This window comes from Altibacter sp., assembly GCF_019913785.1.
Classification (GTDB): Bacteria; Bacteroidota; Bacteroidia; order Flavobacteriales; family Flavobacteriaceae; genus Altibacter.
This window is the reverse complement of record NZ_JAIOHK010000065.1, coordinates 14441-39033: the sequence shown is the minus strand read 5'-3', so window position 1 is coordinate 39033 and position 24593 is coordinate 14441. Positions and strand designations below refer to the sequence as shown.

16 protein-coding genes are annotated in these 24593 nt (G+C 41.3%); 2 read left to right on the top strand and 14 right to left on the bottom strand.

What is annotated here, in order from left to right; translation table 11 throughout:
* Positions 1 to 53: 53 nt before the first annotated feature.
* From K8F54_RS12060 to K8F54_RS12000, 13 genes are all read right to left on the bottom strand, one after another.
* Positions 54 to 680 (bottom strand): M23 family metallopeptidase, encoded by a 627-nt coding sequence (locus K8F54_RS12060; RefSeq protein ID WP_290791300.1) that lies wholly within the window; start codon positions 678 to 680, stop codon positions 54 to 56.
* Positions 673 to 1539, bottom strand: coding sequence for a hypothetical protein (locus K8F54_RS12055; protein WP_290791298.1), 867 nt, complete (start codon positions 1537 to 1539; stop codon positions 673 to 675). The genes K8F54_RS12060 and K8F54_RS12055 overlap by 8 nt, the downstream gene beginning before the upstream one ends.
* 169 nt (positions 1540 to 1708) lie before the next feature.
* Positions 1709 to 3520, bottom strand: coding sequence for an acyl-CoA dehydrogenase family protein (locus K8F54_RS12050; RefSeq protein ID WP_290791295.1), 1812 nt, complete (start codon positions 3518 to 3520; stop codon positions 1709 to 1711).
* A 52-nt stretch (positions 3521 to 3572) separates the two neighbouring features.
* Entirely contained in the window at positions 3573 to 3926 is a 354-nt protein-coding gene (locus K8F54_RS12045) for a four helix bundle protein (protein ID WP_290791293.1), read from the bottom strand.
* A gap of 34 nt (positions 3927 to 3960) precedes the next feature.
* Positions 3961 to 5151 carry an acetyl-CoA C-acyltransferase gene (locus K8F54_RS12040; RefSeq protein ID WP_290791291.1) on the bottom strand — a complete coding sequence of 397 codons (1191 nt, stop codon included), beginning with the start codon at positions 5149 to 5151 and terminating at the stop codon, positions 3961 to 3963.
* Positions 5152 to 5244: 93 nt separating this feature from the next.
* Entirely contained in the window at positions 5245 to 7653 is a 2409-nt protein-coding gene (locus tag K8F54_RS12035) for a 3-hydroxyacyl-CoA dehydrogenase/enoyl-CoA hydratase family protein (protein WP_290791289.1), read from the bottom strand.
* A 5-nt stretch (positions 7654 to 7658) separates the two neighbouring features.
* Entirely contained in the window at positions 7659 to 8105 is a 447-nt protein-coding gene (locus K8F54_RS12030; RefSeq protein WP_290791287.1) for a MarR family transcriptional regulator, read from the bottom strand.
* 131 nt (positions 8106 to 8236) lie between these two features.
* Positions 8237 to 10018, bottom strand: a complete 1782-nt coding sequence (locus K8F54_RS12025; RefSeq protein ID WP_290791285.1) for a long-chain fatty acid--CoA ligase — start codon at positions 10016 to 10018, stop codon at positions 8237 to 8239.
* A gap of 112 nt (positions 10019 to 10130) precedes the next feature.
* Entirely contained in the window at positions 10131 to 12533 is a 2403-nt protein-coding gene (locus tag K8F54_RS12020; protein ID WP_290791283.1) for a M14 family zinc carboxypeptidase, read from the bottom strand.
* A 62-nt stretch (positions 12534 to 12595) separates the two neighbouring features.
* Positions 12596 to 13354 carry a LytTR family DNA-binding domain-containing protein gene (locus tag K8F54_RS12015; RefSeq protein WP_290791281.1) on the bottom strand — a complete coding sequence of 253 codons (759 nt, stop codon included), beginning with the start codon at positions 13352 to 13354 and terminating at the stop codon, positions 12596 to 12598.
* A gap of 10 nt (positions 13355 to 13364) precedes the next feature.
* Positions 13365 to 15212: a histidine kinase gene (locus tag K8F54_RS12010; RefSeq protein WP_290791279.1), complete on the bottom strand. Its 1848-nt coding sequence runs from the start codon at positions 15210 to 15212 to the stop codon at positions 13365 to 13367.
* A 3-nt stretch (positions 15213 to 15215) separates the two neighbouring features.
* Complete coding sequence (locus K8F54_RS12005) at positions 15216 to 15896, bottom strand: histidine kinase (protein WP_290791277.1); 681 nt, start codon at positions 15894 to 15896, stop codon at positions 15216 to 15218.
* Between the two features lie 104 nt (positions 15897 to 16000).
* Positions 16001 to 17143, bottom strand: a complete 1143-nt coding sequence (locus K8F54_RS12000) for a T9SS type A sorting domain-containing protein (RefSeq protein WP_290791275.1) — start codon at positions 17141 to 17143, stop codon at positions 16001 to 16003.
* Between the two features lie 256 nt (positions 17144 to 17399).
* On the opposite strand from K8F54_RS12000, the gene K8F54_RS11995 reads away from it, so the two are divergent.
* A complete protein-coding gene (locus tag K8F54_RS11995) occupies positions 17400 to 17696 on the top strand; it encodes a hypothetical protein (protein ID WP_290791273.1) in 297 nt (98 codons plus the stop codon).
* A 40-nt stretch (positions 17697 to 17736) separates the two neighbouring features.
* Here K8F54_RS11995 and purL read toward each other — a convergent pair whose 3' ends face one another.
* Complete coding sequence (purL, locus tag K8F54_RS11990) at positions 17737 to 21426, bottom strand: phosphoribosylformylglycinamidine synthase (protein ID WP_290791271.1); 3690 nt, start codon at positions 21424 to 21426, stop codon at positions 17737 to 17739.
* A gap of 185 nt (positions 21427 to 21611) precedes the next feature.
* Between purL and K8F54_RS11985 the strand changes: the two genes are divergently transcribed.
* Complete coding sequence (locus tag K8F54_RS11985) at positions 21612 to 24530, top strand: GEVED domain-containing protein (RefSeq protein ID WP_290791269.1); 2919 nt, start codon at positions 21612 to 21614, stop codon at positions 24528 to 24530.
* Positions 24531 to 24593: the final 63 nt, after the last annotated feature.

The following is a 24593-nucleotide window of genomic DNA, read 5'->3' as shown; positions in this document are numbered from 1 at the left end:
TTTGCAATAAAAATAACGAAAGATTATATGAATACTAACTTTTTAAAATATTATTAGTAGGGATAGGCCGGATAGGTTTTGCCCATTTCCAAACTTCTTGGATTGGGATCTGTATTCTTAAAATTATAGGGAACTCCGGTATAGGGATATTGCCAATCTCCTTGCGTCACTATAAAGTGTAAATGTGGATAGCCAGCCAAACCCGTGGAGCCGCTAAAACCCAGTGTATCACCTTGGAGCACTTCATCCCCAACTGCCACGGCCGCCCCTTCAAAAGTGAGGTGCATATATAGGGCATAGGTGTTGTCGAAATGTTTGATGACCACCAAATTATTTGGAAAGCCACCGTCATGTCCTGTTTCTTCCACGTGAACCACGCTACCATCTCGTGCGACGGTTATTCGCGTACCTATAGGCATGTCAAAATCGATGGCGTATTGGTCGGGCTGTCCCTGAGCGTGATAGGAGCTTGTACAATGACTTAGATTTACAGGATATGCTTTCCCTACCGGATAAGGAAGCACATAGTAGGAGGTATCCCAATCGGGGTAACTTCCCCCGGGACATCCTACTTCCGTAGGTTGTTGGGTATCGTCAATGCTGTCATCTCCATTTCGGTCTGAAGACCGCAGACAGGCAGTCAGTACCAGCAATAGCAATATGAAATAGCTTTTATTCATTAGTAGTTTCGGCAGCAATGGCAAGCTTAGTTTCATCCTTATTAACGCTTACACGGGTAATTTCTTTTATTTTGTATGGGGAAAGATCTGCTGCCAAATTCCATTCCCTTCTTCCGAAGAGATCATATACAAATAATTTATCATTACTGCCTAATAGTAGTTTCGAATCGCTTACCCAACAGTAGTCCTGAATTCCTATAGGGAGTTCGGTGATAAAATAGCTTTCTCGATTGTCCAAGTCCAACTGGTATATATCGTAATTCCCTTGCTCGTTGAGCACCGTGTAGCTCATTGCATTGCTATTTGGAACCTTGTGGATGGACCTACCTGAATTATGTAGAAGCGTGTCAATTTTTTTATTCTGAAGATCTGCCAATACCAAATCCATACGATCGTCCGAAAGCACCGATGCCAACAAGGTGTTCTTGTCGTTGAAAGTGTAATAGGCTACTTGCAAATCCTTCAACATAAGGTGTGATTCACCGGCTTGGTCATAATAATACAAGCGCTGTAAGCCTGTGGTATCTAAGCGTACCGCAGTAAAGCCCTCGCCATCAGCGGCCAATTGGGGAGAATATTCTCCGCCGGAAGTCATTTTATTTTTTATACTGATTGTCCCTGACTCGAGTTGATACGCCTTTATTTCGGTCTGTCCTTCATGCGTACCTGCATATACTAATAAGCCCAAGGCAAATGAGGGCTGACTGTCATAGCCGGGATTGTTAGAGATATTTCTGAAGTTTGAAATAGTTAGGCCTGCTTCGGAAGGTGCCATGTCCATTAAAAAAATATCGGTATCGGGTTGGGCGAGGAGGGTGGTACAAAAGACCATTAGTACCATCGAATATCGTAGCTTCATTTTATTTTAAAATTTGTTTTTAAAGATAACAAAGTTTAGGCCAAAGACATAAAAAAAACCGCCTCTAGAGGAGACGGTTTTTAAACTAACTAACCAATTTTCAATCTTTGAAGCAAAATTGAAGCTTTATATACGTTCGATTTCCCTTTCTAAGGTAGGAATTAAATAGTTAAAACGGATATTTTTTCTCCGTTTTTACTTTTTCGGCAATGGTTTTACGCAGTTCCACAATATTGGGCATGTTCTGGTACTTGGTAAATCGTTTCAAGCCCATAAGCATCATTCGTTGTTCATCACCTTCAGCAAATGAAATAATTGCTTCTTTTGCTTTGGTGTCTATAATATCCACAGCATTATAAAGGTATAATTTCGACATGGCAATCTGTTCTTTTTGCGCTGCCTCCCCAAATCGTTTAGCATTCTTTTCTGTACGTAAAATGGCGCTTTCTGCCAGGTAAATTTCTATTAGGATATCTGATGCAGCCAATAGCATTTGCTGATGCTCTTCCAGTTCAGGGCCATATTTTTGGACCGCAGCACCGGCTACCATTAGGAATACTTTTTTCAGCTTGGCGACCATGGCTTTTTCTTCTGAAAGCAATTCGGAATAATCGGGTGTTTCAAAAGAAGGGATTCCTGTTAGTTCTGAAGCAACTGCCTGTGCCGGACCTAATAGATCCACATGTCCTTTCATGGCTTTCTTTACCAGCATTCCAACGCAGAGCATACGGTTGATCTCGTTGGTACCCTCATAGATACGTGCAATTCGGGCATCTCTCCAAGCAGCTTCCATGGGCGTATCCTCCGAAAAGCCCATACCTCCAAAGATTTGAATTCCTTCATCGGCACAATTCTGAATGTCTTCCGAAACGGCTACTTTCAGTATAGAACATTCAATGGCATATTCTTCCACACCCTTCAATTCGGCTTCCTGATGCGAATTTCCGGCTGCAACGCGTAAGGCTATTCGGTCTTCAATATTTTTTGCGGCTCTGTAGGTAGCCGATTCACCTACATAGGCATTGGTAGCCATTTCTGCTAACTTTAGCTTGATGGCTCCAAAATCGGCTATAGCCGTGTTAAATTGTTTGCGTTCTAGGGCATACTGCACGGCCGCTGTAGTAACACGTCGTTGCGAATCTAAACAGGCACCCGCCAATTTAATTCTACCCACATTCAAGGCATTCATCGCTATTTTAAAACCGTTACCTCTTTCCGACAGCATATTTTCTACCGGCACTATGGTATCACTAAAGAATACCTGACGGGTAGAGGAGGCACGAATACCTAATTTATTTTCTTCTTCGCCCATTGAAATTCCATTAGTGGGGTCGTTTTCAACAATAAACCCGGTGATGTTTTTGTCGTCCTCAATACGTGCAAAGACAATAAAAAGCTTACAGAATCCCGCGTTGGAGATCCACATTTTTTGTCCGCTTATTTTATAGTGCGTACCATCATCACTGAGGACAGCCTTGGTTTTTCCACTATTGGCATCACTTCCGGCGCCCGGTTCTGTCAAGCAGTATGCGCCAAACCATTCACCGGTTGCGAGCTTCGGTACATATTTTTGCTTTTGCGCTTCGGTACCATACAGGGTAATGGGCAGGGTGCCAATTCCGGTATGAGCTCCAAATGCTGTACTGAAGGAACCCGTACCACTTGAAATATAATCACAAGTTAGCAAGGTAGAAACAAATCCCATACCCAGTCCGCCATACGCCTCGGGCACTGCTACGCTTAGGAATCCAAGTTCCCCGGCCTTTCGCATGACCTCTTCGGTAAAGGCGTAGTCCTTCTTTTCAAAGCGGTCGCGATGTGCAATGATCTCGCGGTCATTGAATTCGATTACGGCTTCTTTCATCATTTTTTGCTCTTCTGAAAAGTCTTCAGGAGTAAAGATGTCTTCGCAGGCGGTTTCTTTTACTAAGAATTGACCACCTCTTAAAAGCTCATTTTGATTTAATTCGTTTGTTCCCATGTTATTTCCTTTTTAGAAAAATGATTCAAGATTCAAGATGCAAGAACCAGGACTAGTTGCCCAGACCAGATTGAAAGCCAGAGATCATTTTCTGTATTTTTTTTATTTTTGTTTCTAATTCAATAAATGTTTCGTTCGAAATATATTCTTCATTAAATGCAATAATTAGCTGAGTTTCTAATTCAAAAGCCGAACCTAAACTATCTTCTAGATACCTTTTAAAATGTTTAGCAGAACCTTTGCTCGAGCCTTCCGCTATATTAGAAGGAATTGCAACAGCAGATCTGTTCATTTGTGAAACCAATCCAAACTTTTCAAAATCAGGAAATACTTTAGTCATTTTATAGACACTCGTAACTAAAGACATACTTTCCGTCCAAATTTTAAGTTTTTTGAAATTATGCATTCGTCTTGATTCTTGGTTCTAATAATCTTGACTCTTAATTTAAAAATTCAAATATCCCGGCAGCACCTTGTCCAGTACCTACACACATGGTCACCATACCGTATTTACTTTTCATATTGCGTTTTCGCATTTCATCGAATAACTGCACCGACAATTTAGCTCCCGTACATCCCAGAGGATGTCCTAGAGCGATCGCTCCACCATTTACATTTACGATATCCTGATTAAGTCCAAGTTCGCGAATTACTGCTAACGATTGCGAGGCAAAGGCCTCGTTCAGCTCTATCAATTCAACCTGTTCCTGCTTTAATCCGGCTTGTTGTAAGGCCTTTGGAATAGCCTTAATAGGGCCAATTCCCATGATACGCGGTTCAACACCGGCAGCCGCATAGCTCACCATTCTTGCAATGGGTTCCAAATTCAATTCTTTCACCATTTCTTCACTCATCACCATGACAAAAGCGGCACCATCACTCATCTGAGATGAATTACCCGCGGTAACACTACCGCCTTGTGCAAAGACCGGGCGCAATTTTGCCAAGGCTTCCTTATTGGTTCCCTGGCGAGGCCCCTCGTCTTTAGTCACCGTGTATTTTTTTGTCGCTTTTTTATTGTTTTCATCCACATAGGTCTGTTCGACTTCGATGGGAACAATCTGATCCTGAAAACGATCTTCAGAAAGGGCTTTTAGCGCCTTCATATGACTGTTATAGGCAAACTCATCCTGATCTACACGAGAGACCTTGTATTCATTTGCAACAGCTTCGGCCGTATTTCCCATGCCCCAGTAGTAATCTTCATGCCCTAATTTTACGAGGTCATAATTTAATTCGGGTTTGTATCCCGACATGGGTACGGAACTCATGCTTTCGGCACCTCCTGCAATAATGCAATGTGCCATCCCGGTCTGAATCTTTGCGGTAGCAATTCCAATGGTTTCCACACCCGATGAACAGAATCTGTTAACGATCATACCCGGAACATCTATAATTTCAAGTCCCATGAGTGAAATAAGACGGCCCATATTCAATCCTTGGGCTCCTTCGGGCATGGCGTTCCCCACAATGACATCGTCGATGCGCTTTTTGTCTAAACTCGGGAGTTCTTTCATCATGTATTGGATGGTTTCGGCTGCCAACTCATCGGCTCTCTTAAAACGAAACACGCCACGTGGTGCTTTGCCCACTGCGGTTCGGTATGCTTTTACGATATATGCTGTTTTCATTTAAATTGAATTGAGATATTAGTAGTGAGTATTGAGATTCATCGTTTTTGTTGAATTGAATAATTCGTTCTTTGTATCTCAATACATTCGCAACTAGTTGCGAAGTGGTTTTCCTTTTTGAATCATATGTTGTAATCTTTCCAGCGTCTTACGTTCTCCTGCAAGGCTTAAAAATGCTTCTCTTTCGAGGTCTAGCAGGTATTGTTCAGAAACCATAGTAGGTTCCGAAAGATCGCCTCCTGCCATTACCCAAGCCAGCTTGTTTGCAATCTTTTGATCGTGCTCGCTGATATAATTACTGGCTTGCATTGAGTCGGTTCCAACCATAAACAATCCGAGGGCTTGTTTTCCTAAAACCTTTACGTCTTTTCTGTGTACCGGCTTCGTATAGCCTAAATCGGCCATTTGTCTTGCCACCGCTTTTGCTGTAGCAATTTGACGATCTCTATTGACTACAACGATATCTTTTCCGTGTTTAAGAATGTCCAGATCGTATGCTTCGTAGGCCGAAGTAGAGACCTTAGCCATGGCCACGGTTAAAAAGTGTTGTCGTAAACGATTTAATTCTACGTCGTCTTCGGCAAAGGAATCACTTGCACGCAGTGCCATTTCTTTGGAACCGCCACCACCGGGGATCACCCCAACGCCAAATTCAACCAGTCCAATATAACTTTCGGCAGCCGCAACCACGCGATCTGCATGTAGGGTCATTTCGCAACCGCCACCCAGGGTCATGCCATGGGGTGCGACCACGGTAGGTATGGAAGAATAACGCAGGCGCATACAGCTGTCCTGAAAATATTTTACAGCGGCATTCAGCTCGTCGTATTCTTGTTCGACGGCCATCATAAAGATCATTCCAATATTAGCACCAACTGAAAAATTAGCACCTTGGTTTCCAATTACCAAACCGTCAAAATCTTTTTCGGCAAGATCAATGGCTTTGTTTAAACCGGCCAATACATCGCCGCCTATGCTGTTCATCTTGCTCTGAAATTCACAATTAAGGATTCCGTCGCCCAGATCTTCTACAACCACACCGCTGTTTTTAAAGACTTCGGATGATGTGCGAATGTTATTCAGAATAATAAAGGCGTCCTGTCCGGGTACTTTGATATGTTTTTTCTGCGGAATGTCATAATAGTAGGTGGCTCCGTCCTTGATCGTATAGAAGGATTCGATTCCCGCTGCCAGCATTTCATTTACCCAAGGTGCAGGTTCTTTACCTACATCTTTTAAAAGTTGAATTCCTTCCTGAACACCTACGGCGTCCCAAATTTCAAAAGGACCGTTTTCCCAACCAAATCCGGCTTTCATAGCATCGTCAATCTTATACAGCTCATCTGAAATTTCGGGGATGCGCTTCGCGACATAGGCGAACATACTTCCGAAGCTTTTTCGGTAGAATTCACCTGCCTTGTCCTTTCCTCCGACCAATATTTTAAATCGGTCGATAACGGCATCTACGCTTTTGGTCAATTCCAAAGTAGGGAAGGAGGCTTTTTTTCCTTTTCGGTATTCCAATGTGTTTAGATCTAGCCCCAGAATTTCGCTGCTGCCATCCTCATTTTTAACTTTTTTATAAAAACCTTGTCCGGTTTTACTGCCCAGCCATTTGTTTTCCATCATGGTATTGATAAAGCCGGGAATTTTAAAGACGTCGTGTTCTTCGTCGTTCGGACAGTTTTCGTAGATACCGTTGGCCACATGTACCAAGGTGTCTAAACCAACGACATCGACGGTTCTAAAGGTGGCCGATTTGGGACGACCAATAACAGGACCTGTTAGTTTATCTACTTCTTCAATGGTCAAGCCCATCTCTTTTACCAAATGGAATAAACTTTGAATTCCGAAGATCCCAATGCGATTTCCGATAAACGCAGGAGTATCTTTTGCTACTACAGAGGTTTTTCCCAGGAACTTTTCGCCATATCCGTTTAGGAAATCCAAAACGGTCTGTGAGGTTTTGGGTCCGGGAATAATCTCGAATAATTTTAAATAACGAGGGGGGTTAAAGAAGTGGGTTCCGCAGAAATGTTTTTGGAAGTCCTCACTGCGTCCTTCACTCATAAATTTAATGGGAATACCCGAGGTATTTGATGTAATCAAGGTACCGGGAGTTCTGTGTTTTTCAAGGTTCTCAAACACCTTTTGCTTAATATCCAAACGCTCTACCACCACTTCGATGATCCAGTCTACCGTGGCAACTTTTGCGATATCATCTTCCAAATTGCCTGTGGTGATCCTGCCTGCAAAATTTATATGGTATAAAGGGGCAGGTCTCGATTTAATAGCGGTGGTCAAGGCATCGTTTACCAAACGGTTTCTAACGACCTTACTTTCGAGCGTTAGGCCTTGTGCTTTTTCCTTGTCGTTCAATTCGCGGGGAACAATGTCTAGTAACAACACTTCCACACCAATATTGGCAAAATGGCAAGCGATTCCACTTCCCATAATTCCCGAGCCAATGACGGCTACCTTATTGATTCTTCTTTTTGACATGTTTCTTATATTTTATCGGAGGTATATATTTTTTTATTGTTGATTAAATCCAAGATGGTATTTGCCACCTTCTTATAGGTTTTTAAGTCCTCTTCTGAAATTGCCTGCTTGACCGCCTCATCAAATTGAACCACTACGCCTTTAGAAAATGCCCGCATTTCACGCCCAAAATCGGTTAGGTGAATAATCACACCGCGGCCGTCTAACGGATTAGGTCTTCGTTCTATCAACCCTTTCTCTTCCATAGTTTTTAAGGTACGTGATAAACTGGTTGCTTCCATACCCATTTTAGGGCCGAGGGCCGTAGAAGCCGTACCTTCTTCTGGATCAATACTAATTAAGGCAAAACCGGTTGCCATAGTGCTCCCTTTTTTACCGGCTTCTTCATTGTACATTTTTTGCACGCCCATCCAGGTAGCGCGTAGCACATAGTCGATTGTTTTTTCCTTCATACCTGATCTTTGGAGCTTCAAATATACAAATTTTTATTATGCATGCATAGCAAGTAGTCTTAATTTTATATTAAAAAAAACACCTCCAAGCGGAAGTGTTCATTTTTATAATAAGTTCGTTTCGGCTTTGGCTATGATTCTCGTTCGTACAACTTATTGTAGAGTGATAAATATTTCTCCTTAATCACCTTCCGCTTCATCTTCATAGTAGGGGTGAGGTGACCACTTTCGATACTCCATATATCCGGAGTCAATTCGAATTTTTTGATCTTTTCCCACTTTCCGAAGCGCTCGTTGAATACATCTATTTCTTTTTGGATACGCGCAATTAGGATAGGGTCGTTCACCAATACTTTTGGGTCTTCCGAAAGCCCTTTGTTTTTTCGCTTGTTCCACTCCGAAATAAACTCCCAGTTAGGTTGAATAAAAGCGGCCGGCATTTTCTCTCCTTCACCCACTACCATTATCTGCTCGATAAAGCGCGATTGCTTCATCGCATTTTCTAGCAGCTGCGGAGCCACATACTTACCACCACTGGTCTTAAACATTTCTTTTTTACGGTCGGTAATCTTTAAAAAGCCATCGGCATCAATCTCCCCAATGTCTCCTGTATGAAAATAGCCGTCCTTCATCACTTCGGCAGTCTTATCGGGATCTTTGTAATACCCTTGCATGACCTGAGGTCCTTTTACTAAAATTTCGCCATCTTCTGCAATTTTGATTTCTGTATTTTCTATGGCCTTTCCAACGGTTCCAATACGGAAGCCTCCGTTGCGCATATCATTTACTGTCACTACCGGAGAAGTTTCGGTTAAACCATATCCTTCCATCACCGGAATATCGGCTGCATTGAACACACGTGCCAATCTGGGTTGCAATGCCGCACTTCCAGAAGCAATGGCTTGTAGGTTTCCACCCAGAGCCTCCTGCCACTTACTAAAGATGAGTTTTCGGGCAATTTTAAGTTTGGATTCATACCACCAACCATTTTGACCGTAGGGTTCGTATTTAAGGCCCAGATCAATGGCCCAGAAGAAGAGCTTTTTCTTAATTCCGGTGAGATCGGCACCTTTGGCATAGATTTTATCATACACCTTTTCCAGCAATCGCGGGACAGCTGTCATCACTTCCGGTTTTACTTCCTTTAAATTATCACTAATAGTTTCTAAACTTTCAGCAAAATAATTACTAACGCCGCAGTACTGATACATATACAACAGCATACGCTCATATATATGGCATACCGGTAAAAAACTCAGTGCCTTCGTTTTTCCCATTTCAATGGGTAGTCGCTTGGCACTACCTGTTGCATTACTTGCGATGTTTTTATGTGATAACATGACCCCTTTAGGTCTGCCTGTGGTTCCTGAGGTATATATTAAGGTAGCCAGGTCGTTCTCACTTACAGCTGCCATTCGGCTTTCCACTTCATTTTGATTGCTATTGTCTTCCCCTAATTCAAGGACTTCACTCCAGTTCTTACAATTGGGTAATTGTTCGAAGGAATAGATTTCTTTCAAAGAAGGAACGTTGTCTTTAATCTTCGCTATCTTTTCGTAGACTTCGGCACAAGAAACAAAACAATAGACCGATTCACTGTGATTTAATACGTATTCATAATCTTCTTCACTGATGGTGGGATAAATAGGCACATCCTGTGCGCCGGTCTGTAAAATACCAATATCACAAATATTCCATTCGGTGCGGTTGGTCATCGAAATAATCGCCACCTTATCATTGGGTTGTACTCCTAAGCGTATCAAACCACGGCTTAGCGCATTGGCTTTATTAATATATTCTTGGGTCGAGGTACCTATCCATTCTCCTTTTACTTTGCTCACAAGAGCATTTTCAAGAGGATAGGTTTCTAGTTGGTAATAAGGGAAGTCGAAAAGTCTTTTAGGTTCTGTCATGATCTGTACAATTGTAGCTATGCAAATTATGAAAAATAATTCAGTTTTTCCGAAATAAAAAAAGGAACAACCTACTAAAGTTGTTCCTTGATATTTTAGTTGAAATTTACGTTTACAGCTTTACAATCTTAAAGGTCTGTGATGCATTTTTTGAAGTGAGTTTTACCATATAGACTCCCGATGCATAATTGCTATAATCGAAGGATTGCGGACCGGTATTATTTGTTTTTTTGGTCACCAACTTTCCTTGAAGCGTAAACATTTCTATGGTATAATCGGTTAACGAAGTAGTAATATGTAAGACATCCTCCACCGGATTTGGATACATTCCAAAAGGCGTTTCGGTGGCATCGTTAGTTCCCAAACTACCGTCGTCAACAATGTTGATGGTAAGATCGTCAAAGTAGAAACCATCCATGGTCAATCCGTTGTCCGATCGCAATTGAAAACGCACCAAAATAGATTCCCCTAAATAATCACTTAGGTTTATTTCTTCAAGTACCCAATCACTCTGAATACCATCGTATAAAGGTTCACCGGTAGGCTGCGAATTATTTGAACTTCCGGCATTGGTGTAGTTTCCACATTGTGGAATCCAAGTGCTTCCGCCATTGGTAGACACTTCAAACTGAACATAGTCGAAGTTATTTTCAATTTCCCATTTCGCATAAAACGTAGCAACTGCACCAATGGCATTGCTAAGATCTATCGGATTGCTGAGCGTGATGGTTTTGTTGGCCCCATTTGGGTAATCACCTGTTGGTGAATCGGTAATCGAGCTTGAAGGGGATACAAAAGTGGTTGTTGTGGTTCCCCAACCATTGTTTACGAAGTTATCGGTAACACTATCTCCCGGATCTACAAAAACGGGAAGCAGGCTTCCGGCATATTTGGTAACCAAGATGGTGCTCACGTCATAATCTCCATTGTTCACCACCAATTCGTAATTTATTAGTTCACCGGCAACGGTGCCATTGGCCAAGCTGTATTGAATTGCACCATTCGCTTCATCCAATACATCCATGGCGGTATAATTTACGGGGTTTCCCACCGTAGTTATATTTGCTGAAATAGGATTGACACGAACGGTAAAATCGCCACTGCCCACAACACCTAACCTTCTGATGGAGAAGGATGCGTCCACTACATTATTTTCACCTGTAAACTGTGGGGCCGTATCTTTTACGGTGGCAAAATTGTTTACCATTTTAGACGCGGTAAGATTGAGATACATCATGCCCTTTGCAATGGGGATTATTTGATTTGAAGGAGGCCAAAAGCTGGGACCAATTTCAGGCGTAAAAGAAAAAATACTGTTATGCGTTAATACGGTACCGTACATAAAGTCATCACTGGCACCCGCTGCGGGGTATAGTTCGGATGATATAATATTGTTAAAGCCATTTTGAGACACCAATTCTTCGGAGACCCCTTGAAATAAATCATGATCGGGAGTAGGCACATTGTCGGTATAACCAAAGGGATATAATAATAGATCACCGGACGAATGATTATTAAAAGCCATGATAAAGTCATGATTTTCAACAAACCATTTTACCGCTTGATTTTCCACTTCCGAAAAAGGGCCTGTACCACAATATACTTGGCTAGTTGGATCGTTTGATGTTCCTTCTCCGCCCCAGGTGCCATTGGCCGGATTCCCATCAATAAAATAATTATAGTTACGATTGTTGTCTATACCATGTCCGCCAAACCGATTCTTTCTCCAAAATCCGCCACCGTTGGGATCGGTTTTTTCGTTATACAGGTATCCGTCTGGATTCACTATGGGAACGAAATACAATTCGGTATTGTTTAAAATGTTCTGAACTTCACTGTCCGTATCGTAATTTTCAAGCAGATACCACATATAAAAAATAAGCTGGGCCACCGAATTGGGTTCTCTGGCATGATGTATAGCGGTAAATAAAATTTGCGGTTCCCCTTCGGTATTAATATCGGGGTTGTCGCTAATCTTTACCCATTTTATTCCGTTACCCCCAATAGGCGGTATAGTAGAGGGATCGGGCTGCCCATTGGTCACGAAGTTGCTAATATTGTCTTTGGCCGTGATTAAATTGGGGTACAGGGTTTTCATGAGATCTAACTGATCTAGTATCTCCTGATAGGTGAAATATCCACCCATGGAGCCGGAGCCAAAGTTGGCCGGTGTTTGATAGTCGACTGTACCGTTACCATTACAGGCTAAGTTTTCAGGTACGGGATTGTTTTGTTGGTTTTGCTGAAGAAAATATTCCTTCGCATCCTCAATTAGGACATTCACCGTAAAGCCTGCTTGACGGGCTTTCTCCAATTCCGAAACAGAGAAGTCGGAAATAATATAAAAGCCCTTTTTATGCACGCCGTGTTCAATGGGAATTCCAAGGGCATTTAATTGCTGAAGGTCCTCGACAGTGCTATAATTAATTTGTGCGTTTTGGTATTTTTCCTGTTGATTCTGAGAAAAACAAATAAGTCCTATAAATAGGGAAAGGCAGGTAAGTAGGTACTTCATTTTTTTAGTAATAAGCGGGTTTGGGGTATGCAATATAGTAAAAACTTGTAAAGTTGTTTACTTTATTTCGCGATTCGCTGCATTGCTTCTATAAAAACCTCCTTTTTATTTCTTGAGATACTAACTGGCTCATCATTATTCATAAGAATATATCCACCATCCGATTTGATGTATTTTTTAACTTCTTTTAAATTGATTAAAAAGCTATTGTGAACCCTCATAAACTGTTGATCAATCAACAGAGTTTCGTATTCTTTTAAATGCTTACTCACTAAAAAATTGTTGTTGTTTTTTAATTTGAAACTGGTGTAAGACCCCTCCGCTTTACAATAAAGAATTTCATCGACACTAATAAATTCGAATCCTTCAGCTGTGGAAAGACAAATTTTATTAAGGCTGGGTTGTTTTTGCTTTAAATTGAAAAGCAGCACTTCCAATTGCTGGTTGTACACTGCCTGGTCTTTAATTTTACGTGCCTTTTCAACTGCCTTTTGCAGTTCTTCCAAATCGATGGGTTTCAGCAAATAATCCAGGGAGCTAAACTTAACCGCTCTTATGGCATATTGCTCGAAGGCAGTCGTGAAAATTACTTCGAAATCAATCACTTCAAGCCGATCTAAAATATCGAAGCCGGTTCCGGTTTGCAATTCGATATCGAGAAATACAACATCCGGCTTTAACTGCCGGATCGCAGTCAGAGCCTCTTGTACCGAACTAACGGCGGCAAGTACATTAACATCTTCACAAAATTCTTCTACTAAATTTTTTAAGGTTTCCCTGCTGTGACTTTCATCGTCTACTATAATAGCTTTTAAATTCATACTAACTTATTTATTCAGTGCCTATTTTTATGATGACAAGCGTACCGGTAGCCTTACCTAACGCGTCGGTTTTATCAATTATTTGAAAGAAAACATCTTCAGATTTGTTGACCATCTGCAAGCGTTTTTCGGTGACTTCGATACCTCGGGATTTCTTAGAATTTTTTAATTCAGATTCTAAGGCTTCAGAAGCTTGCCTTCCAATGCCATTGTCTTCTATTTCACAAATAATAAAATGATCTTCTTTTCTGAAGCGAATATATAGCAACTTCTCACCTTCACTTTTCTTTAATAGACCGTGAAGAATTGCATTTTCTACAAAGGGCTGCACGATTAATGCGGGTACTTCTACAGCATCCGGATCTAACCCTACGGCGACGCTTATATTATATTGAAAGGATTTATTAAACCGAAGTGCTTCCAATTCTAAATACTTTTCAAGCAAGGAGATTTCTTCGGTTAAAATAACGTTCGTTTCGATGGAGCTTTCCAATAGATTTCTCATTAGAAGACTGAACTTGTTTAAGTATTTGATCGATGCTTCTTTTTTGCCGGAAATGATTAAATGCTGAATGGAACTCAAGGAATTAAAAATAAAATGCGGGTTCATTTGAGCACGTAATGCCTTGTTTTCGAATAGTAAGGATTCTTTCTGAAATCGGAGTTTCTCTATGTATTCCTGCTGAATCTTATACGTAAGACCGCATGCAAAAATTAATATTTCGAGACTGGAACCCAACACCATGTATATCCGAGTCTGTGTGAATAAGAGGGCTAACGCTCCTACCATATAAAAGAACGAACCAATAACAATAAAATACCCCAACTTGTCCTTAGTTTTTATGAGCAGATAGACCATTCCCGCCAGTCCAAAAACCGTCATCACGATCCGTTCAAAATTCATGAGATTAATATTTGCCATAAAATTTGAGGAGAGCACAAAATAGACTTCCAAAACAATCGAGAATAGCAAGATATAAACAATGAGTTTTAGTGCCTTGTGCAATTTTGGATAGTCGTTTTTCGAATCCAAATAGTACATTATGAATAGGATGTAAAAAAGGTTAATGATTATCTGGGAAGCTTGAAAAAAGCCGTAGCTCATTAAACCAACACGGCCAAAGAAAATTTCGTGTAGTTGGTAAATATCTGAAGTAAGGTAAAATACGAGGAACAATACGTAAAGTGAATAGAATAGAAATTCCAATCGTCTTGAATAAAGAAAAAAGGCGAGTGTGAGGATAAACATCACTAGGCAAATACCGGTAAAACCATAGACCGGAGCCAATTTGCCAAGATCGTCGTTCGAATAGTAACTTACCAGTAAATCATTCTGAAGTTTTGTGCCATAGGTGATATTCCAACGGGCTAGATTGTCAATAAAAACAGTGCGTTTTACTTTTAAATAGAGGTATCTGCCTTGAATAAGCGAGGCGGTGTCAAATGCAAAACCGGCCGAATATAAAACTGAAGGCTTTATATCGATGAATTCGAAGGTGCCTCGTTTTTTTTCTGAAATGGAATTGTCTTCCAGAAAGTAGATCGAAGCATGGTCAAAACTGCTATGTCTTAAATACCAAATACTATCTTGCCGTAAGCTTTCTAATTCATCTTTAAAATCAACTTTTATCCAATAAATATCCGATGGTGTTGTTTTTTTTTGAAGAGATTCTCTGGGGTTAAAGGAAAATTGTTTTGTAAGCAGGCTATCAATTGTGATAGTATGATCTTGGGTGATAAAAATTGTAAAAGGAAGTTCTACTCCTTTCCGCAGCGATGTGTCTTGTGCAGAAGTTGGAAAAACAACTCCGCCGGCCAATAGTAGTAAAAAAAATAAGGCCCTTATTTGTTTCGACATCTGTTACTGCAAATTAGGCAAGCTTAGCAAGATCATTCCACCTTTTTCACGGGAGTTGTTATTAAAAGTAACCTTTTTTTTGATATTGTAATTTTTAAGCCGATTTAACAAACGAATTTGGTCCTGCCATTTCACCATTTGTTCTCGGTAATCCGGTACGTATTTTTGACGGGTATTTGGAATACAATGGTAGGTAAACTGTATCTTCACTTTGACCGAATTTTTTTCTTTTGAAAAGACGGTCACCACCTTATAATCTTGATATTGATTATAAATAGCGTGTTCAATTATATTTTCAAACAGTGATTGGAGAATAAAAGAAGGAATTGTGGCGTCCATATTTTTTAAATGCTCCTCGTAAACCAATGAATAATCGAACTGCTGGGTATACCGTAATTTTTGAAGCTTTAAATACTCCTGGAGCATGGCAAACTCATCGTTAAGCCGTACGGTTTCATTTTCGATATTGTTTAAATAGTGGCGAATTAGCTTACTAAAAACCGATAAGTAGATCACTGCCGATTTTTTATTTTCGGAAGTAATAAAATATTGGATCGCATTTAAGGCATTAAAAATAAAGTGTGGATTCATTTGTGACCGCAGTGTTTTCAGCTTTAAATGTGCCAATTCATCTATCACGCTGGGAATGGATTGCACGCTAAAATTAGTTTGTGAAGCTTTCAAAATAGAAACAATTAATTAGGGAGTTAGACGTGCATTTAGAAAGCCGCCCAAATACTTATTTGGACAGCTTTCTTACATAGATTACCATACTAAACCTACGATTATTATCTTTTTACAATCTTATACGTAGCAGTCTTCCCCTCTGAAGAAACATGCATAACATATAATCCACTTTGTAAAAAAGATACATCGACGGTATTCCGTGTTGCATTGGGCTTTTGGAGCAATACCCTTTGTCCTAATAGGTTGTACATTGATACTTCATCGATTGTATTTTTAGCCGATAAATTAATTTCAAGAGACGTTGGATTTGGATAAAAACTGAAGCCTTCTAGTAGATTCTCACTTGTTCCTAAGATATCACTATCGATATTAAATAATACACTATTGACAGCATGTTGCGAATGGGCAAAAATATAGTAGTACGTATTAGGTTCTGTCTCAATTTCAGTAAGGTTGGAGAATCCACATATATTACTATTTGAAGCAATATACGTTAACTCTGAACCGCTGGTAGCATCGCCATTTTGAGTATAATACATAGTGATGACGGAGTCTCCGGGATCAAATCCCATCTGCGCAATAACTGTACCACCGGCATTCGAATAAAATTTATACCAGACACCTTCCAATGCTTGTGTATCGCAACCTGATTGACCGCCGTCATTTGTATTGGTGGCAAACTGAAATTGAATATCTTGGTCTAAATAATTCGAATCGTTAATTAAATTAAGATCTGTTGCAAGGGTTATGTCATCATTTTCTGGTACCAAAGCCGGGTTGATATTGATCAGCACATCACTTGATATGCTGTTTTTCATATAGATATAATAGGTAGTCCCCATAGTGGTATCAATTGTAGCCGAATTGCCTATCGCACATAAGTTTGAAGGGACATCGACATAGGTCAATTCACTTCCATCGGTTACATCTTCGTTTGGTCCCGTAAAGAATACAACATAAGGGGTTGACGGATTTACCATAACAGCGGCAACTGTCCCCGTGCTGGTGGCAGTAAACTTGTACCAAATGCCTGCTAAGTGGATCTCACAATTCCCACCGGTAGTTGCATCATTTGTAACTGTAGCGTTTTGAAATGCGATATTGAGTTCCGAATAGGGGTAGGGCCCTTCATCAAGATCGATCGCATTTTCAATTAAGTCGTTCACCGGCTGGGCCATTATTTCAGAAATTCCCATAAAAATAGTGAAGCTTAAAAATAGAGGTAATGTAAATAGTGTTTTCATGATTTGCTTTATTTGATTTATACTCCAAAACTAATTCAGGGACTGAGCTAATTAAGTCAGGAATTGATGAATGGTACTTCTCAATTGATGAATAGGTTTTTACGTCAATTGGCATCATGAAATATAGGACGAACCGAGCACAGGGTGTTCCTCGTTACAATACTGCATCCAACTTAAGAGACAATTGTTCGTATAAATAACTACTTTAGACACTGCTGCAAACTTCAGAAATACAATTATTCTAATTTTAAAAAGTATGGATATAGACAATCAGGCAATTTTAGTATTCTTCGTTTGCTATTGGGTAATACTGCTTATATTCTGGTATGTGGCAAAAAAAAGAAGGCGGGTTTTGCTTATTAATTTAACAATCCACTGTATTTACGGGTTATTCTTACTTTATAAATACAATAAGGCCGCAGATATGTGGGAAGATATGGATTATTGGATATTTTTATTACTCGCAATAGCACTCCATGCCATCGTAAATGTTGGAGGGATTATCCTGAATTTGATACGAAACTATAAGAATCGCCGGGTGAAGAACCACTAATTCACTCGTAGGGAAGCAACTTGATTTTAGATGTTGTTTTTTAGTTTTGTTCCAACCACTTTCTGGCATTGACAAAGCCTTCCAACCATGGCGACACTTCATCGTTACGGTCTTTGGGGTAATGTGCCCAGTTCCAAGGGAAGGTGGAGCGTTCTAAGTGTGGCATCATCACCAAATGACGACCGGTTGTATCACACATCATGGCAGTATTGAAATCACTGCCATTGGGATTGGCCGGAAAAGCATCGTAGCCATATTTTCCAACGATATGATAGTTTTCTTCCGCCATAGGAAAACTAAATTTTCCCTCACCGTGCGCAGCCCAAATTCCCAGAGTACTTCCTTCCAAAGAAGAAAGCATGACCGAATTATTCTTCTGAATCGTGACCGAAGTAAAATTACATTCAAACTTACCGGTCTCGTTATGCAGCATTTTTGGCTTCTGAACGTGTTCTGGAGTAAGCAATTCCAATTCGACAAACAACTGGCAACCGTTACAAACGCCCAAGGAAAGTGTATTGTCCTTCGCAAAGAAATTCTTTAACGCCGTATTTGCCTTTTCATTATACAAAAAGGCACCGGCCCAGCCCTTCGCACTTCCTAAGACATCGCTGTTGGAAAATCCTCCTACGGCAGCAATAAACCGAATATCTTCCAGGTTTTCACGTCCCTCGATGAGGTCGGTCATATGCACATCCTTCACATCAAATCCAGCCAAGTGCATGGCATAGGCCATTTCCCGCTCGCTATTACTACCCTTTTCCCGAATAATGGCCGCTTTGATACGGGGTTTCGCAGTATCAATTTGAGGAAACTTGCCGGTAAACTGCTTCGGAAATAAATAGGTAAGGGGTTGTCGCTTATAATTTACGAGACGTTCTTTCGCTTTTTGCTTCCCGCTTTGTTTTTGATCTAATAGGTAAGACGTTGTATACCAGACATCACGTAATTCTGGAATATCGAGATTTAATTGAGTGTCAAAGTGCTTCAGCCGAAGTGTTTCTGTTTCGGTAGCCGTTCCAATTTTCACGAAGGCAATGTTTTTTTCTGAAAGTGATCTTTCTACCACCTCATCTTCCGAAGCCTGTATCACGACCCCACAATTTTCAGCAAATAAAACTTTTACAAGATCTTCCTCGCCCAATCCGGACAGATCCAGAGACGCTCCTACATTTGTGTCGGCAAAACACATTTCTAACAGGGTTGTGATCAGTCCGCCCGAAGCCACATCGTGACCGGCGGCAATCTTTCCTTTCAAAATTAAGCCCTGAAGCGTATTAAACACGGTCTTTACGTAGGCTGCATTTAAAACTGTTGGAACTTCCTTACCAATGGCGTTGCGAATTTGCCCAAAGGAAGAACCCCCAAGTTTAAAACTGTCTTGCGAGATATTGATATAGTAGATACTTCCGGCCTTCTTTTGAAGCACAGGTTCTACTACTTTTTTAATATCGTTACAATGACCCGCCGCCGAAATAATAACGGTTCCCGGTGCGATTACCTCTTCATTTTTATATTTCTGCTTCATGGAAAGCGAATCCTTTCCGGTGGGAACATTGATCCCCAGTTCGATGGCAAAATCACTTACCGCTTCTACCGCCTTATACAAACGGGCATCTTCTCCTTCGTTATTACAGGGCCACATCCAATTGGCCGAAAGGGAAATACTTTTTAGTCCGTTGTCTAAAGGAGCCCAAACGATATTTGTCAAGGCTTCGACAATCGAATTTCGAGAACCCGCTACCGGATCCACCAAGGCACTCACCGGTGAGTGTCCTATAGAGGTGGCAACCCCGTGCTTTCCGTTATAATCAAGTGCCATCACCCCGCAGTTGTTCAGGGGTAGCTGTAAGGGGCCAGCACATTGTTGCTTGGCAACCCGTCCTGTCACACATCGGTCTACCTTATTGGTAAGCCAGTCTTTACAAGCGACAGCTTCCAATTGTACTACCTGCGCGATATACTGATTAATTTTTGTGGTATTGTAGGACGCATCTCTGTAATTTCTAACAATGGTTCGATCTTTTAAGACTGTTTTGGGAGAACTTCCAAACATATCTTCTAATTCAAAATCCATGGGTTTGGCGCCGGTACTACTACTTTCAAAGCAAAAACGGTTATCGCCGGTAACCACTCCCACTTCGTACATGGGAGACCGTTCTCGATCGGCCACGCGTTGGAGCTTGGCAATGTCCTTCTCTCCAATCACCAGCCCCATTCGCTCCTGGGATTCATTTCCTATGAGTTCTTTGGCCGAAAGGGTTGGGTCCCCAATGGGTAATTTGTCCAGATCTATTTTTCCACCGGTTTCTTCTACCAATTCGCTCAAACAGTTGAGGTGGCCTCCGGCGCCGTGATCGTGAATAGAAACGATGGGGTTGTGTTCACTTTCCACCATGCCGCGAATCGCATTGGCTGCTCTTTTCTGCATTTCGGGATTTGAACGCTGAATGGCGTTTAATTCGATGCCACTGGAAAATTCACCGGTGTCTGCCGAGGACACTGCGGCACCTCCCATCCCAATTCGATAGTTTTCACCGCCTAGGATTACTATTTTATCGCCCTTATTTGGCGTATCTTTTATTGCCTGATCTGCCTTGCCATAACCAATACCTCCGGCCATCATGATTACCTTGTCATAGCCTAACTTCCGCGCTTTTGTATTGGGTGAAGTAGCAGTATCTTCCTCATGTTCGAAGGTTAGGACCGAACCGGCAATGAGCGGTTGTCCAAATTTATTTCCGAAATCGGAAGCCCCGTTACTCGCTTTTATCAAAATATCCAAAGGCGTTTGGTACAACCAATCTCTTTCGGCCATTTCCTTTTCCCAAGGTCTGTTTTCTTCCAACCGTGAATAGGAAGTCATATATACGGCAGTTCCGGCCAAGGGGAGTGATCCTTTTCCTCCGGCCAACCGATCCCGAATCTCCCCACCACTTCCAGTGGCTGCACCGTTAAAGGGTTCTACGGTCGTAGGGAAATTATGAGTTTCGGCTTTGAGGGAAATAACACTTTCAAAATCTGTTTTCTGATAGAAATCGGGCTTATCCGGACTCTTGGGTGCAAACTGAGTGGCCTTAGGACCTTTTACAAAGGCTACATTGTCCTTATAGGCCGAAACGATATCGTTCGGGTTTTCCTGAGATGTCTTTTTGATAAGTTTAAACAGCGAGGAAGGCATTTCCTTGCCGTCAATCTCGAAGGTTCCGTTGAAAATTTTATGACGGCAGTGCTCACTATTCACTTGACTGAAACCAAACACCTCACTGTCGGTGAGTTTTCGGTTTAATTTTTTGGCGAGATTTTCTAGGTAGGTAATTTCTTCAGCATTAAGTGCTAAGCCTTCTTTCTGATTATAAGCGGCGATATCCTCAATTTCCAGTATGGGTTCGGGTTGGATGTTCACGGTAAAGATCTGCTGATCCAGTTTGCTGAATTTCTGTGACAACATAGGATCAAAATCGGTAAAGCCTTCAGCAATATGTGTAAATTCTTCAATTCGGACAATGCCCTTGATTCCCATATTCTGAGTAATTTCTACGGCGTTGGTACTCCAGGGGCTCACCATGGCAGCACGGGGACCAACAAAAAAATCCGATAATTCGGATTTGTTTATTTTGGGTTGATTTCCAAAAAGCCATTGTAATTTATCGACGTCGGTTTGTAAAAGTTCCTCGGGGGTTTGGACAGCAAAAACAATGTTTTTTACGTCTCCAAAAAAGTGAATCATCCTAGTTGAATTTGAGTGAATTTTGAACATGGCAAAGGTAACCAATTTTAGGAAAATTAATACCTATTACAAAAAACGAATTTGGCATACCTGTAAAGCCGTGTACCCTACTGGTTTTGTAGGTTTTGAATTAAAAAATTCGCGTATCTTGGTGCTTCTAAACATCAAAAACTAAATCATTTACCATGAAACTAAAAAATGTACTAGTAGCCTTCTTTCTAATTTGTAGTGTAGGGCTATCTGCTCAAGAATCGTCCGGGCCTACCGAGGTGATTGTGGGAACCTTTATTGGAAAAACCATTCCGTTACGCGATTATGCGACACAACAGATTGAAAGCAATATAGGCATCAAAGAAATTAAAATTGTGCCGAACAGATCTCGTTATAATGCACAGGTGAATATGGATGCCTTGCCAAACGGGATAGACAACAAGGCACAACGTGAAATGGGCGGTATTGAAAGCTTTCCTTTAGAACAGAATTTTGTTGGATTTGATAATACAGGATTTACTCCACCCGATCCTACAGGAGCTGTTGGCCCTAACCATTATGTGCACTCAGTTAATTCGAGTGTAAAGATTTTCGATAAAACAGGAACACTTTTAGTGGGTCCTGTGGCATTGGGAACCTTCCTTGGTATTGGAACTAATTCGGGTGACCCCATCGTATTGTACGATCAATTAGCAGATCGTTATTTTGTAAGTGAATTTGGTTCTTTAAGTAATTCATTGGCCATCGGAGTGTCCGACACCAATGATCCGACAGGTGCTTATAATGTGTATCAATTTTCATTGGATCAATTTCCGGATTATCCGCACTATAGTGTATGGCCCGATGGTTATTATTTAACAGCCAATAAGGGCGGAGCGAATAAAGTATATGCCATTGAACGTGACGTCATCCTCGCCGGAGGAGCGAATCCTCAAATCGCAGGTTTTCCGTTACCCGGACAAGTACCAATGCCTAACTATGTAATTAGTCCGGAACCCGCCAACCTTCTTGGAACTTCTTATCCGGCCAATGTGCCTGGATATATAGTGTATATGCAAGATGACGCATGGGGTGGATCGGTTCCATTCGATCACTTAAAAATATGGGAGATTACAATGGACTGGGGTACTATAGGAAACTCCTCAATTTCGTCGGCTCTCGAACTTGCTACAGATCCGTTTAACACAATTTTTGCACCTTTTGGAGCTGGCGACTTACCCCAACCTGGTACCGGTCAGAAGCTTGACATGATTGGTGGTATAGTTTCTTTTGCAGCCAATTATAGAAGTTTTGGAGCATATAATTCATGGCTGATTACCTTTAACACAGACGTAGATAATAATGATACCTCAGGGGTACGATGGATTGAATTGCGAAATGATGGTGTGAATCCATGGACGATATATCAAGAAGGAACCTATGCGCCGGCCGATGGTCACAGTCGTTTTATGGGAAGTGGCGCTATTGATGCTGCCGGAAATATTGGTCTTGCGTTTAATATTGGGAGTGCTACTCTGCCTGTAGGTATTCGCTATACAGGACGCTTTGATGGAGATCCTTTAGGGCAAATGACGGTAGCTGAAACTACCATCGTCGATGGTATTGGGGTACAAACTTTTTCAAATCGTTTTGGTGATTATTCGCACCTTACCATGGATCCAAATAATTTTACGTTCTGGCATACTGCCGAATATTTTTCGGCGAATAACCAATGGCGAACACAGGTGGCCTCTTTTTCATTGACAGGAGGATTCACCGCAGACGTGGGTGTGAGTAATATGGCCCAACCAACCAATGGAATTTTGACAAATGCCGAAACGGTTGAAATTAGTATTCGAAACTTTGGTGCTGCTCCACAGTCAAATATTCCGGTGGAACTGAGAGTAGATGGAAATTTGGTAGCCACCGAAATGTACGTAGGTACCATTGCACCAAATTCAAACGAAACCTATACGTTTGCCCAAACAGTAGATCTATCCACTTCGGGACAGACCTACGCTATTGAAGCGAGAACAAATCTGTCAGGGGATGAATTTGCTCCCAATGACGCATTCACAAAAAACGTGAGCCACTTATTGGCCAACGATGTTGGTGCATTGGAAATTACAGCTCCGGTTTCTGGTTCCGGTTTGAGTAATGCTGAAACTATTTCAGTAACCTTGAAGAATTTTGGTGGGGCAACACAGTCTAATTTTGATGTACAGTATGTGATCGACGGAGGGACTCCGGTAGTGGAGACCTTTGCGGGGCCAATCCTTGCAGAAGAAGAAATAAATTATGATTTTGCCACTACCGCCGATTTTTCAGCCTTGGGAACGTACAATGTAAGTGTTTCTACTGCCTTGGCCGGTGATATGGATGCCACCAACGATGAAGCTACAGCAATAATAGATAATGTACTATGTCAGCCTGCTGCCGATTGTTCCTTTGGGGACGGATTCCAATTGGTTTCTATTGCTGAAATAAATAATGTTTCGGCCTGTGAGGGGTATGGTGATTTTACCTCCCAAATAGCCTATTTGGATGAAGGAGAGACCTATGATATAACCTTTACAACTGGATATGGAGATCAGAATGTAAAAGTTTGGGTCGATTTTAACGACGATTATAACTTCACAAATGATGAGGTGGTCGTACCTAATTTCGTGATAGCTCCCGGACAGGGTTCAGGTTCCTATACGGTAACCGTAGATTTAACCATACCTGCTAACGCTGCCATTGGGCAACACAGAATGAGAGCCAAGTCGAATTGGCAATCACCTGTTCCTAACGATCCTTGTGAGGAAACTCAGTATGGTGAAACGGAAGATTACAGTGTGAGCATTGGTGATTTAGGTGTAGAAGATCAGGCTATTCGTAATTCTGAATTGATAATCGTCACTATCGGAGATAACCTGTTCGAGCTTACTTTCAATTCAGATTATGACGGTACTGCCTACGCAGGTGTTTATAATATGTTAGGGCAACAACTCGGAGTGAAGTTGTTGGAAAAGGACGGTAGTTCCTTTAAAGTACAATTGAATATGTCTGCTGCCGCAAGCGGTGTTTATTTAGTTAGAGTTGGTGGTACATCCACTACGGCATATCAAACAGGAAGGATTATTGTTAAATAATTTTAGGATTTAAAGATGAAATGAGCGGCTTTCTAGCCGCTCTTTTTTTGACCTTCAGGGCGT